This is a genomic window from Candidatus Kuenenia stuttgartiensis (assembly GCF_900232105.1).
In the GTDB taxonomy this organism is placed as follows: domain Bacteria; phylum Planctomycetota; class Brocadiia; order Brocadiales; family Brocadiaceae; genus Kuenenia; species Kuenenia stuttgartiensis_A.
Genome location: NZ_LT934425.1, coordinates 1,782,591 through 1,795,484 on the forward strand (window position 1 = coordinate 1,782,591; position 12,894 = coordinate 1,795,484).

At 41.8% G+C, this 12,894-nt stretch carries 16 protein-coding genes; 6 read left to right on the forward strand and 10 right to left on the reverse strand.

Features of this window, described 5'->3' with window-relative positions:
* The first annotated feature begins 213 nt into the window (after positions 1-213).
* The 6 genes from KSMBR1_RS08190 to KSMBR1_RS08215 all read left to right on the forward strand — a co-directional run bounded on the left by KSMBR1_RS08190 (position 214) and on the right by KSMBR1_RS08215 (position 6,129).
* Entirely contained in the window at positions 214-732 is a 519-nt protein-coding gene (locus KSMBR1_RS08190; RefSeq protein ID WP_099324877.1) for a hypothetical protein, read from the forward strand.
* Between the two features lie 620 nt (positions 733-1,352).
* Positions 1,353-3,089, forward strand: a complete 1,737-nt coding sequence (locus KSMBR1_RS08195; protein WP_099323573.1) for an IS1634 family transposase — start codon at positions 1,353-1,355, stop codon at positions 3,087-3,089.
* A gap of 194 nt (positions 3,090-3,283) precedes the next feature.
* Positions 3,284-3,607: a Druantia anti-phage system protein DruA gene (locus KSMBR1_RS22890; protein WP_157820472.1), complete on the forward strand. Its 324-nt coding sequence runs from the start codon at positions 3,284-3,286 to the stop codon at positions 3,605-3,607.
* Positions 3,514-3,906, forward strand: coding sequence for a Druantia anti-phage system protein DruA (locus tag KSMBR1_RS22895; protein ID WP_099324879.1), 393 nt, complete (start codon positions 3,514-3,516; stop codon positions 3,904-3,906). Before KSMBR1_RS22890 ends, KSMBR1_RS22895 begins: the two co-directional genes overlap by 94 nt.
* Entirely contained in the window at positions 3,903-5,327 is a 1,425-nt protein-coding gene (locus KSMBR1_RS08210) for an IS4 family transposase (protein WP_099324880.1), read from the forward strand. Before KSMBR1_RS22895 ends, KSMBR1_RS08210 begins: the two co-directional genes overlap by 4 nt.
* Positions 5,328-5,787: 460 nt before the next feature.
* The gene (locus KSMBR1_RS08215) at positions 5,788-6,129 is read left to right on the forward strand and encodes a hypothetical protein (RefSeq protein ID WP_099324881.1); all 342 of its coding nucleotides are present in this window, start codon (positions 5,788-5,790) and stop codon (positions 6,127-6,129) included.
* 162 nt (positions 6,130-6,291) lie between these two features.
* Here KSMBR1_RS08215 and KSMBR1_RS08220 read toward each other — a convergent pair whose 3' ends face one another.
* The 10 genes from KSMBR1_RS08220 to KSMBR1_RS08265 all read right to left on the reverse strand — a co-directional run bounded on the left by KSMBR1_RS08220 (position 6,292) and on the right by KSMBR1_RS08265 (position 12,850).
* A complete protein-coding gene (locus KSMBR1_RS08220; RefSeq protein ID WP_099324882.1) occupies positions 6,292-6,642 on the reverse strand; it encodes a hypothetical protein in 351 nt (116 codons plus the stop codon).
* A 412-nt stretch (positions 6,643-7,054) separates the two neighbouring features.
* Positions 7,055-7,333, reverse strand: a complete 279-nt coding sequence (locus tag KSMBR1_RS08230) for a hypothetical protein (RefSeq protein ID WP_197705381.1) — start codon at positions 7,331-7,333, stop codon at positions 7,055-7,057.
* A gap of 1 nt (position 7,334) precedes the next feature.
* Positions 7,335-7,481, reverse strand: coding sequence for a BrnT family toxin (locus tag KSMBR1_RS23330; RefSeq protein WP_099324884.1), 147 nt, complete (start codon positions 7,479-7,481; stop codon positions 7,335-7,337).
* Between the two features lie 12 nt (positions 7,482-7,493).
* The gene (locus KSMBR1_RS08240) at positions 7,494-7,751 is read right to left on the reverse strand and encodes a hypothetical protein (protein WP_099324885.1); all 258 of its coding nucleotides are present in this window, start codon (positions 7,749-7,751) and stop codon (positions 7,494-7,496) included.
* A 192-nt stretch (positions 7,752-7,943) separates the two neighbouring features.
* Positions 7,944-8,144, reverse strand: coding sequence for a type II toxin-antitoxin system HicB family antitoxin (locus tag KSMBR1_RS08245; protein WP_099324886.1), 201 nt, complete (start codon positions 8,142-8,144; stop codon positions 7,944-7,946).
* A 212-nt stretch (positions 8,145-8,356) separates the two neighbouring features.
* Positions 8,357-8,500 (reverse strand): hypothetical protein, encoded by a 144-nt coding sequence (locus KSMBR1_RS20915; protein ID WP_172953478.1) that lies wholly within the window; start codon positions 8,498-8,500, stop codon positions 8,357-8,359.
* Positions 8,501-8,638: 138 nt separating this feature from the next.
* Positions 8,639-9,109: a hypothetical protein gene (locus KSMBR1_RS08250; RefSeq protein ID WP_157820475.1), complete on the reverse strand. Its 471-nt coding sequence runs from the start codon at positions 9,107-9,109 to the stop codon at positions 8,639-8,641.
* Between the two features lie 243 nt (positions 9,110-9,352).
* Positions 9,353-10,237 carry a hypothetical protein gene (locus tag KSMBR1_RS08255; RefSeq protein WP_099324888.1) on the reverse strand — a complete coding sequence of 295 codons (885 nt, stop codon included), beginning with the start codon at positions 10,235-10,237 and terminating at the stop codon, positions 9,353-9,355.
* A gap of 611 nt (positions 10,238-10,848) precedes the next feature.
* Positions 10,849-11,139 (reverse strand): DUF559 domain-containing protein, encoded by a 291-nt coding sequence (locus KSMBR1_RS23335; protein ID WP_099324889.1) that lies wholly within the window; start codon positions 11,137-11,139, stop codon positions 10,849-10,851.
* Between the two features lie 55 nt (positions 11,140-11,194).
* Complete coding sequence (locus tag KSMBR1_RS08265; protein WP_099326979.1) at positions 11,195-12,850, reverse strand: IS1634 family transposase; 1,656 nt, start codon at positions 12,848-12,850, stop codon at positions 11,195-11,197.
* Positions 12,851-12,894: the final 44 nt, after the last annotated feature.

Sequence of the window (12,894 nt, forward strand, 5' to 3'; positions counted from 1 at the left end):
ATGGTATGCGGTTCTTATTGGTGGATTCGTCGCTAAAAAGCCGCGCCTTAATCCGCATTCTACACAGGTTTGCAAACCGAACCCGTAGTTAGCCTTTGGGTGGAATTAAAATTTTGAATTTATTTCGGATTTTACCATTAAATATTTTGACAAAAGTGCGAAGAAATACCTTTTAGGGTACTAACTCTTTGCCCTCTGTGAAAGGAGGACGCGTTGAATCATTCCGTAGTAAAATATCCCATCTTCTGCTGGTTCATGTTGTTTTTTCCCCTTTGTTTTTACGGATGCGCCTCGTTAAGCAACAAAGACCATCCTTTTCATTTTGATAGACAACATGCAATACTTTCGCAGAGAGAAGGGTGGCAAGTCCTTCAGGATGAAAAGGAGGGTATCATTCTATGGAATGAAGAGCACCTTGCCGCAATTGTCATGCTTTATAGTCCTTCCGGCAATAAAAAACTCACACCCGATCTGCTCAATCATCAACTGTTTATTGGCATAAGGAACAAGGATATTGTATTGAAAGAACCGTTAATCATTGACGGCAAGGACGCACTGCATTCATTATTATTGGGGGAACTCGACAGCAGAAAATTTAAATTTGACTCCTATACTATAAAAGGAGAGGGCATTGTTTGCGACATCGTCTATTTTGCACCTCCCGATTTTTTTGACGCCAAGCATGAAGACTTCCTTACATTAATACAAACATTCAAATTCCCAGCACAATAACATATCTGCCGGGTATTGTAATGGGTCTGGTTTCTACCCTGTCTTGAGTGTTAAAATCTACAGGCAATCCGTCTTTCTCCTCCCAAAGAATTTCGTCTCATGCATTGAAGGCAAAAAACTCTCTGTGCAAAAAAAAATGTCTTGAAGCGGCTGTTTTTTATCACAAGTAATGTTCTATTAACCGGATAAACAAACGGTAACCACAAATTAGTAAGTAAATTTGGTAACACTTTAGTTTTTTGAAAAAGTAGATGCGAAGCATTTGCCACCTTTGGGTTTGAATGCATTTATGACAATTTACGGTAAATGCTTCGCCCCTACAATGCGATTATTGGAATTTTCAAAAAACTAAAGTGTTACTAAATTTGAGAAAACAGGATATTATAACCTTATGTTTATACACATCTTTTTCGTTTCCCTAGCGTGAGTTTATCACGAAATAAGGTGTAAGACAAAGACATCAAGTTGCAATCCAATGATTTGTATCGGGTTGCGACTTTTTTTGTCTAAAAAATTATGTATACACTGAATAATACTATATTTATATTGCATTATATGCCTGTATATACTATTATACACGGAGTATTAATCTATTACGTATACACTAACAACTAATAGCCATGGCTACCATTCAATCTAAAAACTCCAGAGGTTATAAATATTGGTATATTGTCGAATCGCGGCGCGTTAACGGCAAGCCCAGGCCCATCGTCCTGGCCTATCTTGGCAAGGCAGACGATTTATTAAAACAACTGCAAGGTCTTACCGAAAAATTACGGCTCAAATCTTATTCACATGGCGCGGTAGCCGCATTGCTAAGTGTGGCCAATGCCCTGGACGTCCCTTCCGTGATTAATAAATATATAAAGTCGCCACGGCAGTATTGTGCTAAAAAACCTGTTCGAAATAATCTGACCGCCGGAAGTACCCTCTTGTTGGGTGCCGTGGGGAGAGTGTGTGTGCCTACCAGCAAAAGAGGATGGTGGGATTGGGCAAAGACGACTACTGCCGAATACTTACTCAGACACAGCTTGAGTAAAATAGACAGTCAGCATTTCTGGGATTTGATGGATGCACTTCCTGAAGAATCCATTGCAGAAATCGAGCGCGAATTAATTGAAAAGACATTTAAAACATACAACCTTCAAAGCGACACACTGTTTTTTGATACAACCAATTTTTTCACGTATATCGACACAACTAATCTGCGATGCACTATTGCCCGGCGGGGGAAAAACAAACAAAAGCGATACGATCTCAGGCAGGTCGGGTTGGCGATGGTCGTTACACGTAACGACATGATACCGTTGTTTCACCATACCTATCAGGGGAACATGGCGGATGCAAAGGTGTTCAGCGCGGTTCTTGAGACGATAAAAGACAGGATGACCGGATTAGGTTTCGACAGCAAAAAGCACACTATTGTTTTTGATCGTGGAAACAATTCCATGGACAATATGGCTATTGTAGAGAGATTGGCATTGCATTACGTTGGAGCGCTTACACCGTATCATCACAAGCAGTTGGTAGGGGATGCCATGTGTAATTTCAGGGAATATGACGTTGACGGCAGTAAGATACAGGTGTACCATGACAAACGGGTTATTTGGGGGCAGGAAAGAACCGTTGTCGTATTTATTTCCGAGAAATTAAAGGTTGGGCAATTAAGGGGAATGTCTCAGTCTCTGGAAAAGGCAGAACATCAGTTAAAGCTCTTACAGCAGCATCTGTGTAATCCAAAGGGAAAGATGCGGGACAAAGAGGGTCTGGAGGATACGATAAGAAGTGTAGTGAAATGTCAATTTGCGAAGGATGTTATCGATTGGTCGTTAAAAGAGGTATCTGAAGGCAAGTTTCAATTGAATTTTTCAATCGACCAGAAAAAGCTCGAAGAAATAGAAGGGGAACTGGGGTTCAGGATTCTTATGACAGACCATCACGATTGGGATACCGCGGACATTATAAAAGCCTACTATGGGCAATCAAAAATTGAACATGCCTTTAGAAATCTCAAGAACCCCTATCACCTTGCTTTAAAACCGCAATTTCACTGGACGGATCAGAAAATCAGGGTGCATTTTTTTATTTGCGTCCTCGGATACCTAATGGCGGCGATTGTGTGGTATCAGGCAAAAGCGCACGCACAATTTAGTGGAACGTTAGATACCCTGTTAGACACCCTTAATAATATAAGGCTTTCTGCTATGCTTGAAGAAACAAAGGCCAGAGGGAGAGTTAAGGCTACCTACAAATTGGAAGAAATGTCCGACAAGGAATCTCTGTTGATGAATGCGTTAGGCATTATGGATTTCCACAAACATCGGCTGAAACTTCAAGGACTCAGTGTATACAATTGATGTTGTGCTTAACGCATTGACTGTATTTATGTTACGTTGCTTCATGCCTTATTTTGTGATAAACTCACGCTAGAGTTATTGTGGCAAGGGAGAAGATACATTAAGAAATTTAGCTGAACACAGAAACACTGAATAATTATAATTATCTCTTTGAGTAAATACAAACTGTATTACATGGGAATGGCCAAGGACTGGTGCGGCAAAAAGCAAAGCTTCCGCTGCTAAGCGTATTGGAGACAGACATTCAAAGCCTGACCGGATTGCGATTGGATAGGGTACGCAGTCGGGAAGAGTCTGCATATTGGAATAGCTTGATTGATGAGTATCATTATCTGGGCTACAAGCCACTTCCTGGGGCGCAGGCAAGGTATTTGATTAGGTGGGACGGTGGAGATTTGGGGGCGATAGGTTTTTCCGCAGCGGCATGGAAAGTGGGAGTACGAGACCGGTGGATAGGGTGGGATGCGTTGACCCGCGAGAAGGGTTTACGCATGATTGTGAACAACGCGCGATTTTAGTATTGCAAAATATCCGGGTGAAGAATTTGGCATCCCGTGTGCTTTCCCTTTGCGCGAGGCGAATACGAGTTGATTTTTTAGAGCCCTATAACTATGAACCGGTTCTTTTCGAGACATTTGTGGAAAAGGGTAGGTATTCAGGAGTCTGTTATCGCGCTGCGAATTGGCTTTACCTGGGAGATACAAAGGGAAGAGGGAAGTTAGACCGTTACCATATGCAGGGTGTTCCGGTCAAGGCCGTTTTTGTGTACCCGCTTGTTTGCAATCCCCGTCAGAGTTTGGCGGAGGTGGTGCAATGAGCGACTGGGGAAACGAGGAAACTGCAACGGCGGATTTTTCAGATGAGCGATTGAATAAACGGATGCGAGCGTTGCTGGATCGATTGGGTAGCAAGCCCGGAGCAAGTGTGCCAGCGGCCTGCAAGGGGTGGGATGAGACCATAGCCGCGTATCGTTTTTTAGATAATGAAAAAGTAACCGACCAAAAAGTATTATCATCACACAGGGACGCAACGCACAAGCGAATGGCGGGGCGTAAAGTGGTTCTCTGTGTTCAAGGCACGACGGAAATGGATTTTACGGGACGCAAACTCAAGGGGGCAGGGCCGCTCAGTATTCAGGAACGGATTGGTTTTTTCAACCACGTGACTCTGGCTGTTACGCCAGAGCGCCTTTGTCTGGGCGTGTTAGACGCAGAACTGTGGGTGCGCGACTTTGAAGACCGCAATAAAAATGACAAGCGCAAACAAAAGCCTATCGAGGAAAAGGAGAGTCATCGTTGGCTGGAAGGTTACCGTAGAGTCTGTGAGTTAAGCGAACAACTCCCCGGCACAATGCTCGTAAGTATTTCAGATCGGAAAGGTGATATCTACGAATGTTTTTGGGAGTCTGTGCGCATGGATGAGGGTAAGCGGGCGGAGTTTATAATTCGTGGTTGCCATGACCGAAGATTGCCGGAGAAGCTGGAAGATGGATGCTATAAAAAGTTGATGGAGGAGGTATCGGGAAAACCCATTTTGGGAGAGGTGGAATTCAAAATTCCCAAAACAGAGAACCGTTCCGCCCGAAGGGTGGTACAGTCGGTGAAGGCTTGCCGTGTTCGACTCAAGCCTCCATATCGCAAAGGAGAAATGATGCCTGAAGTGGAAATCAATGTGGTGTTCGTCGAAGAGATCAATCCTCCAGGAGGAGGAGAGCCGATCGCATGGTTGCTGCTCACCAGCCTCCCCATAGACACCTTCGGGCAAGCGTGTCTCGTGGTGGAATATTACCTTTGCCGATGGCAGATAGAGATGTATTTTAAAGTATTAAAGAGCGGTTGCAAGATAGAAGAGCGTCAATTGGAGACAGCGGAGCGTATCAAGCCGTGTATTGCTCTTTATATGATAGTGGCATGGCGGGTATTGTTTGTTACCATGCTTGGAAGGGAATGCCCGGATTTGCCGTGTACAGCGCTTTTAGAGGATGATGAATGGAAACCCGTGTATATGATTGCCAAAAATGAAGCTCCACCCGAAACCCCGCCATCGCGCGTAGACTTTACCTTAATGGTATCAAGTCTGGGAGGATACTTAAATCGCAAATGCGATGGCCCACCAGGCCCAAAAACCATGTGGGTTGGCCTGCAGCGAATGGTAGACTTCACATTGGCATGGAAAGCCTTTGGGCCTGTGCAACCGAAAACACGGAATGGAAAAGATGTGTATAAACATAAGGGTTGAGGGGTGGGTAAAAAGCCGTTGAAGTGCATGGTGCTTAGGGAATTGGATTTTTCTATTGTACCGTAGCGCTCAGCAGTCTAAAGTCGGCAAAATTGCAGATTGAGGACTGATTTCGTGCTTGTTTGGTTCTGGCTATGCCAACTTAGGATTAATGAGGACTCTGATATTACATTCCCAAATTCTGGCGACACCATACTTAATTTTGAATACTCCCATTTTTTAGCAATTAGTAAGCCTCATCGTGTTTCCCAATATCAACAAAAACGTAACACTTTAGTTTTTTGAAAAAACTCTATAAAATTAAGGATTGCGTGTTTTATAGGAAATATAGAAGTATGGACACTTCCTTTATTTTTCCCCCAGATCAAGCAAGAAATATGGGATGTGTCCCTAATTCTCCAATTCAGGAGTTTCACCGGAAGAGAAAAGCACTATAGTCAATAAAGTTCCGAATGCTCTTATGGTAGGCGATGGAGTAAACGACGCCCTTGCCATGTCATCCGGTTCCATTGGCATTGCGGTTCTGGGCAGCATAGAGGCGAGCTTGGTCGCAGCGGACATCTATTCAACGAAGGAGGGGGTTTCTCCTGTTTTAGACCTGATTTTATTAAGCAAAAACACCCTCTCTATTATTAAGAGAAACCTTGTAATTTCGTTTCTTTATAACTTTGCCGGCGGAATAGCCGCTCTTTTCGGAGGTATCTCGCCCCTTGTTGCGGCAATACTTATGCCTGTAAGTTCTCTCGTTATACTACTTTCTACGGTAACAGGCACAAGATTTACCAGAAAATTCAATAAATGATAACACTTGCAACACTTTAGTTTTTTAAAAAAGACTAACGTGTTACAAAATTGCGTGTTTTATTGAAATATAGGGACGCATCCCTTATTTTTCCACCAGATCAAGCAAGCAATATGGGAAGTGTCCCCTAATTCCCTTTCGCGCGTCGGCAGCAGTGCCGTGTTAGCTGCGCTGTTGGCACTCAATTGCTTGGATATTTTCTATCTTAAGCTTGCGTGTATCCGGCCAATAAATAGTTGTTACATTAAACGAAAAACGATGCTTATCAAAAAACCGATGAAATTCTTTTTTTAACAATGCAAAGATAGTAATTGAGATTCTCTTCGACGCCTTGAGTGGATCAATCTTTAGATTAGAGTATTTAAAATTCCATGCGGTCCTACCTTGTAGAAATAGTTGTTCTTCGACGAGGTCAGGCAGGGCCGGAAGATACTTCGCTTCCAGCTCGCGCTTTACCCAAAACCGCACGGTATACAATTCTTTGGAAAGGATAAGATCATTTTCTTCTGGCATGTCCGTTATCACTTGAAGCGGTTAAATTTATATCAGACTTCCCAAATGTCACATTATTTTACGGCAATTATGAAATATATTTTTATTTGTATGCCTTACTGCTAAGTGCTTGAATCATATTGGCGAACTCCAGAAATATAATCATATATGCAGTTGCAACTTGTTCATGATCTTTGTTTATAGTTGACAAGTATGCTACGGTTGCGGGAATACATCTTGTGGTCGGGTTTAAGTACGCGGCTCCCTCGTAATGATCGTCGACTTCATCAACATTGATCATGACCCGCCCTTCCGCACTTCCTTGATAGTAGCCGATCCATTGCCCCTTCATAATCCTCCCTTCAGTGCATAACGACCAAGCTCGCCTGCCGCTATGGAGCGTAGCGGAATAGCGGTCAGGTGGAGTGCTTTGTTAGGCTTTCTTTGTTTTTACCTTACGCTTTTGTGACAGCAGCGGAATTAAACAACGCAAAGCCCTATTCACAGATTCTGAGTCTGGGAAATACGCTCTAACATCTGGTTCTAGTATAACCGACCCCTCTTTTGGCGTCACATCCTTAACAACAGTTGTGCCATTTGCTTCATGAACAGTAATTGTATATCCAGCCTGCATGGCTCTATAATGCTTACCACGTACTCCACTACTGAAATCATATTTAGCGCGCATATCGTTATTCTCAAGCTGTGCCATTTTATTTACCTCCTTCTTCATAAAGTGACAGCTCCGACTGACTTGCCTTGCGACAACTGATAATACGAATATTTGAACTTCGCTCAGTATAAACCACTACCAACACATGACCCTTATCAGAGCTTCCGATGTCAATATTCCTCGGCATCGGGTAAAAACGTTATTTTATACAGAGTTCTTCCCAGAGGGATTGCCAGTCTTTTCCTTTTACCTGCATATCATCCTGTCTTGCTTTGCGCATGTTTTTTATAAACTCAGGATTTTGTGATAAAAGCCAGTCTTCAAGGTCTTCTTTTGTATCAGCGGTTTCAAAAACACTCAGTGGAAATGTAACTGTCTGCTTTTTTGATTTTTTCCTGGTTAATGCCATGCAATTTTTCCTTTCTTTTTCTTTATACACCTTCAGAATTAAAACCATCTGCAATCAGAATTCCACCGTCCAAAATCCTGACACAGCGAAAGCTTAACCATCTTTCAACACAGAATCAATAATCAATAATTAAGTATGGTGTCCCCAGAATTACCTCATGGCTGCCTTTTCGATTAATTTCTTTAAATTCCATCCGTTTTAAAGCTGCCAAAACCTCTCGTCCTGATAATATCTGGAGTTTCATATCGCCACTTCATAAACTTTGTGTTTACTGTTTTCTGTTAAGTCCTCGTCAGGTTCTAAATATAATTCTATTGCTTCCCGAATATTCTGCAATGCCTCATCTTCTGTCCTTCCCTGACTCCAACAGCTTTTTAACGATGGACAATATGCAGCAAAGTAACCATCTTCTCCTTGCTCCAGTATAACTTTTATTTTCATATCTTTTATTCTCCTCGTTGAGTTTTATTAATCTATCATATTTATCGAGTAGTCATGGCAATAGTCGTTGATTCTAATTCCTACCGCAGTTACTTTGATTTGGTATTCTGCCATCCAAAACTATCTCAAAATAACTGAAATCCACAACAATGACACGTCTCTTTGCCGTACTAAAACATTTATGAATATGGGGAAAGCAACCTTTTTCCTCTTTATTGGTTGAGTAACTGTTCTATTTCCTTTTCCAGTTCTTCTTTTCTTACTGGATCAATAGTTTGTTGCCATATTTTTAAGAGGTTGCTTGATTCATAAATTTTTTGCCGTTCTTCGGGAGTAACTTCAATAGTATCGAGCAACGATTTTGCCTCATTTTGCATAATTTTTGGAAAAAACTTTAATACATCAAAGCTATCAAGACTAGCCTCTAGCGTGCTTTGGGCAAGAAGGACTTTTGCTATAGCTTTGCTGGCATCGGAAATTTTTTTCTCGGCTTGTTAGGCATGTTCTAAAGCCTTTTTCGCATCTTCACGCTCTTTTTTTGCTTCATTATATTGCCAATAAGCAACAACTAAAAGAAAAATAGAAATGAACGTCGCAACATGATTAATATACTGGTTAAACCACTGGATACGCTTTTTCTGATAGTGCCCACAGTGAAAGCATATCTTTGCATTTTGTTTAATTTTCTCTTTGCAATAATAGCAGTCTACATTTTGATTTTCAGTAATTTGTTTTTTGTGATAATTGGTGTATCTATCAATCGGATATCTAATCGCCATAATAATCACAAAGACAACGATACCTGAAAATACTCCACCGTAATTATTGCACGTGATCTCAAGGAAAGCAGCGAATTCTGGCCTACTATGAATTAAATAGTACAATAAGTAATCTCCAGGATAAAAACAAAGCCACTTAAACCACAACCACACGTCACTAATTGTGGTTGAGCCGCTACAGTTCATATCCGCTACGAACCCCCATTCCCTTGGATCGGACACTTATTATGTCTCCTATTTACGATCCACATATAAAAGTTTTCAAATTACGGCATATCGCTCATAAATTATTTTGAGCAATTTTTCTTCCATTTCCTTGTTAATTTTCTTCGTGATCACAAAGACTCCTAACTTTAAATTATGGGGTTTTGGTGGAGCGCCAGCGCAACCAAAATCCCTCTTGAACAATTTGTTAGATATCAAATTTTCCTAATAATAAAGTTTTGAAAACCAGTCTTGAAGGTCTTTCAATGAGTCCGTTTTATAATGCTCTCCATTTCTTAAGAACTTACCTTCAATAGAAACAGAATACTTCCATTCAAAAGTCCTTCTTGGCCAGATAGCTATAGATGATTTCCAAAAATCTGAATTAATAATACTATGCCCAAGAGGGAAATAATTTTTCCAACATTTAACAATTTCCTCTTGTTTTTTTATATCAATAATTTCCGCATGACAAAACTGTTTGAAATTATTTGTTGGTGTAGGATTCCAATTTTCAAGTAAAAGCTGACGAGCATTAAAATCTGTGGCTGGTCCAGAATAACCAAATATGGTTATTTGAAATGCTTCTTTTAATTTTTCTGTAACCTTTTCCCAATCTCTTTTTATTAAATTATCATTAGTATAATCTTTATTTTCAACAGGATAAAATAGTTTGCTTTGTTTTAATGTTGTATTACATATTGTGCATATCTCAGATGGTACACCTAAAATATCATGCTCATTGCATGTTGCAAAAGCTACACAACCATGTAAAAAACGTATATCAGGTAACTTTGCTACATCTTTATTTCTTCTATAAGCTTGGATTAGGAATGGATCCCAATTAAATGTGGCAATAATGTCTTTTGAACGAAGTCCTAATACAAGATAATCATATATCGTTGGATAATCAGGTAAGTGCAAACTTTCAAAATAAGATACAATTGTTTTTTCAATTTTTAATAATTGAGAAGAATAAATGTCTTTTTGTTTAAGCCATGAAAATTGGCTTTCAAAGTTTCCAGGTGGCGGGCAAGCATTTTCCATTAACTCCTTCCACTCTGCAACTACCCCTTTTATATTGGGTAATTCGTCTTTCTCTTGTAACATTTTAACCAATGTATTTATTGCAATTTTTATTATTTAACGGCTTGGGTAACGGGCGCGCCGTAAGGAGCATCCTGTTGACCTAATGGTGAAGTCACTTTCTTTCCAATGGTTGCGAGGATGAAATCTTCCAGCTTTTCTCTCAATTCCGGTTCATTTTCCCATACGATGTGATTGTATTACCTTGTATCGAAATTGATATTCTGCGAGTCATCATGTCGGACACACCAGATGACAGGCAGCCCTAAGCCGTATGCAAAACCTGCCTCATAATAGACTCCAGGCTTTTGCTGCGTTACATCCGCTACAATAAATCCAGAGTTTCGTATCGCGGCACTGGTTTTCGCATCAATTCGTTCAAGATGCGGCTACGAGTCCACCCGATATGGCCGATAACCCATGGCTTCAATGTCCGGTGCTATTGCATTCTCGTAGACGGGGAGCAAGGTCTTATCAAATGACATCGCTACGAATGCTTTGGTTTTTAAATATAGGGACACTTCCCTTATTTTCCCAAACATGATCACGCAAGCAATATGGGAAGTGCCCCCTAATTATCCAAACACATAATCACTAATCAAGATGTGACCCCATGCTCTCCTTGTATTCGCGCTTCATGACTTGGGGAAAATCTCTCGTTCCTCCAGCGCACGCCAAAGCCCTTTTAGCGCGTCATCTTTGTTAGAGTAGAAGGCCGATTCTCTGACGCGGAAGAACTCCCAGCCGCACCGCTTTAATTGCAGCTGGCGTTGCATATCCTCTTCGTATCGGTTGGGGCCATGCCAATGGTCACCGTCACACTCGACTGCCAGGCGCGCGTTGCCTCCTTCTATAACAATATCGATTCGCTTGCCAGCGATTTCATACTGCGGAATGACGTTGAAACCCCGCCTCGCCAACTCCAATGCAACGGATGTTCACCCCAAGTCAAAAAACAAAAGTGCCGTAAAAGCCTTATATTTATTGACTTTTACGCCGAACAGCAAGCTTTTTTCTAGTGACTACCCGTATGTTCCGGCTTGGCAATACTTCTGGCAACTTTATCTGTAATGCCTCTAATAATTCATGTGATTGTTGCCGCGGACGCGGGATCTTCTGGCAACTAGCTTTTTGGCCTTTGATTGTTACTTCCATCGAACAAATGGTCGTCAATTGTGCGAGACCTTCCTCTACCGTCAAGTCAAAATTCTTCCACGCTCTGCGCAGCCTTCGAATTATCATGTACGCAAGCATTACCACAAACACATGTCCCCGTGTACTATCCTCCTTTCTTACATACACCGGACGAACCTCCAAATTCACCGTCTTACAGTCCCGAAACGCCTTCTCCACTTCCGTTAAATCCTTGTATCGTTCATGTACCAGATTGGTATCCGCCTCGTTCTCCTCAAGATCAGTCTTGATTGCGTAACAACCATCAAGGTATGATGCCTCCTTTAATGCTTCCTCATCTCTCTCTATCTTTAGCGTCCTATCCTCTTCTTTTATCTGCACCCACCCATCAAGTTTCAATCTCGTTAGCCTTTCCCTTGTTGTTTCCAGTGCCTTCGATACTGACGACTTAGGATGTTCCTTCAGATAACTGTTCTTCTTCGCGATGTATTTCTCTATACTCTGTAATTTTGATACACGGGTCTTTGACATCTCTTCCGCCCTTACCGGATTGCGCCTCAGAATATATCGAACCTCATCATCCTTTATCTCGCAGAGCTTTTCTTCGAACAATCCTAATTGCAGTATCCCTTTATTTATCAACGACTCTATCTGCGGCTTGGTTATCGCCGTTATGTAATGAAACCCTTCCGGTAAACTTTCGATTTGCACCGTCTTGATCATCCCACGATCTCCTACAATCGTTACATCTTTGCATCCAAACCGCTCTAATACCTTCTTTACCTGAGATTCAAAGGTCTTCGGATCCTGGGTGTTGCCCCTAAATACTTCTGTTGATACCGGCTCCCCGGATTCATCACAAAGCATACCGATCACTATCTGTTTTTTCCTCTTTTTGCCGTCACGATTATACCCGTACTCACCAAAATGATTCGACTTCCCCTCTAAATAACTGCTCGTCACGTCATACAAAAACAACTTCGGCTTATTGCCTCCTCGTCTTAACTCAAACAGCTTTCGCTCTATCTTTGCCTGATTCTCTGACAACCATGACAAATTATCGTACAGATTGTTCTCGTCAAACCCACGCTTCATATCCAGGACGTCACCCGCAGCATGTATCTGCGCCAGCCTTACTGCAGACAGTCTTGACCCCTGGCCTATTACCCTTGCCATTACTTGCCAAAGCGCCAGCTTTCCTTCAAAGTCCTTTCCCAATGCCTCTTCTATCCCTAATTCCTTTGCCACTTGGTACACGCTCCACGCTGCTCCCACAGACAAACCCTCATGGAGTTTCACCGATTCTGACAATGCGCCCAATGCACAGAGATCGTCTTTATGTGCGAGTGCAAGTCTTATCGCTTCAATCTCCAGGGGAGTGCAATTCGACAGATTCGCAATGGTGCGTTTCTTGACCTTCCCATCCTCACGGTACGATTCCCGCAGAAGGGTAGATCGATAGATTTTTTTACCGGATTTTGACTTGTTCTCTACAATATGCATGTCCACCATTGTACAGATAACAACCATTATCCGTCAAGTATATT

What these genes read in the sequence shown, in the direction of transcription:
- KSMBR1_RS08195 (WP_099323573.1), top strand. Translation starts at nt 1,353, where the DNA reads ATGGCTACCATTCAATCTAAAAACTCCAGAGGTTATAAATATTGGTAT.
- KSMBR1_RS22895 (WP_099324879.1), top strand. Translation starts at nt 3,514, where the DNA reads ATGGAAAGTGGGAGTACGAGACCGGTGGATAGGGTGGGATGCGTTGAC.
- KSMBR1_RS08210 (WP_099324880.1), top strand. Translation starts at nt 3,903, where the DNA reads ATGAGCGACTGGGGAAACGAGGAAACTGCAACGGCGGATTTTTCAGAT.
- KSMBR1_RS08215 (WP_099324881.1), top strand. Translation starts at nt 5,788, where the DNA reads ATGGTAGGCGATGGAGTAAACGACGCCCTTGCCATGTCATCCGGTTCC.
- KSMBR1_RS08220 (WP_099324882.1), bottom strand. Translation starts at nt 6,642, where the DNA reads ATGCCAGAAGAAAATGATCTTATCCTTTCCAAAGAATTGTATACCGTG.
- KSMBR1_RS08230 (WP_197705381.1), bottom strand. Translation starts at nt 7,333, where the DNA reads ATGGCACAGCTTGAGAATAACGATATGCGCGCTAAATATGATTTCAGT.
- KSMBR1_RS23330 (WP_099324884.1), bottom strand. Translation starts at nt 7,481, where the DNA reads ATGCCGAGGAATATTGACATCGGAAGCTCTGATAAGGGTCATGTGTTG.
- KSMBR1_RS08240 (WP_099324885.1), bottom strand. Translation starts at nt 7,751, where the DNA reads ATGGTTTTAATTCTGAAGGTGTATAAAGAAAAAGAAAGGAAAAATTGC.
- KSMBR1_RS08245 (WP_099324886.1), bottom strand. Translation starts at nt 8,144, where the DNA reads ATGAAAATAAAAGTTATACTGGAGCAAGGAGAAGATGGTTACTTTGCT.
- KSMBR1_RS08250 (WP_157820475.1), bottom strand. Translation starts at nt 9,109, where the DNA reads ATGAACTGTAGCGGCTCAACCACAATTAGTGACGTGTGGTTGTGGTTT.
- KSMBR1_RS08255 (WP_099324888.1), bottom strand. Translation starts at nt 10,237, where the DNA reads ATGTTACAAGAGAAAGACGAATTACCCAATATAAAAGGGGTAGTTGCA.
- KSMBR1_RS08265 (WP_099326979.1), bottom strand. Translation starts at nt 12,850, where the DNA reads ATGCATATTGTAGAGAACAAGTCAAAATCCGGTAAAAAAATCTATCGA.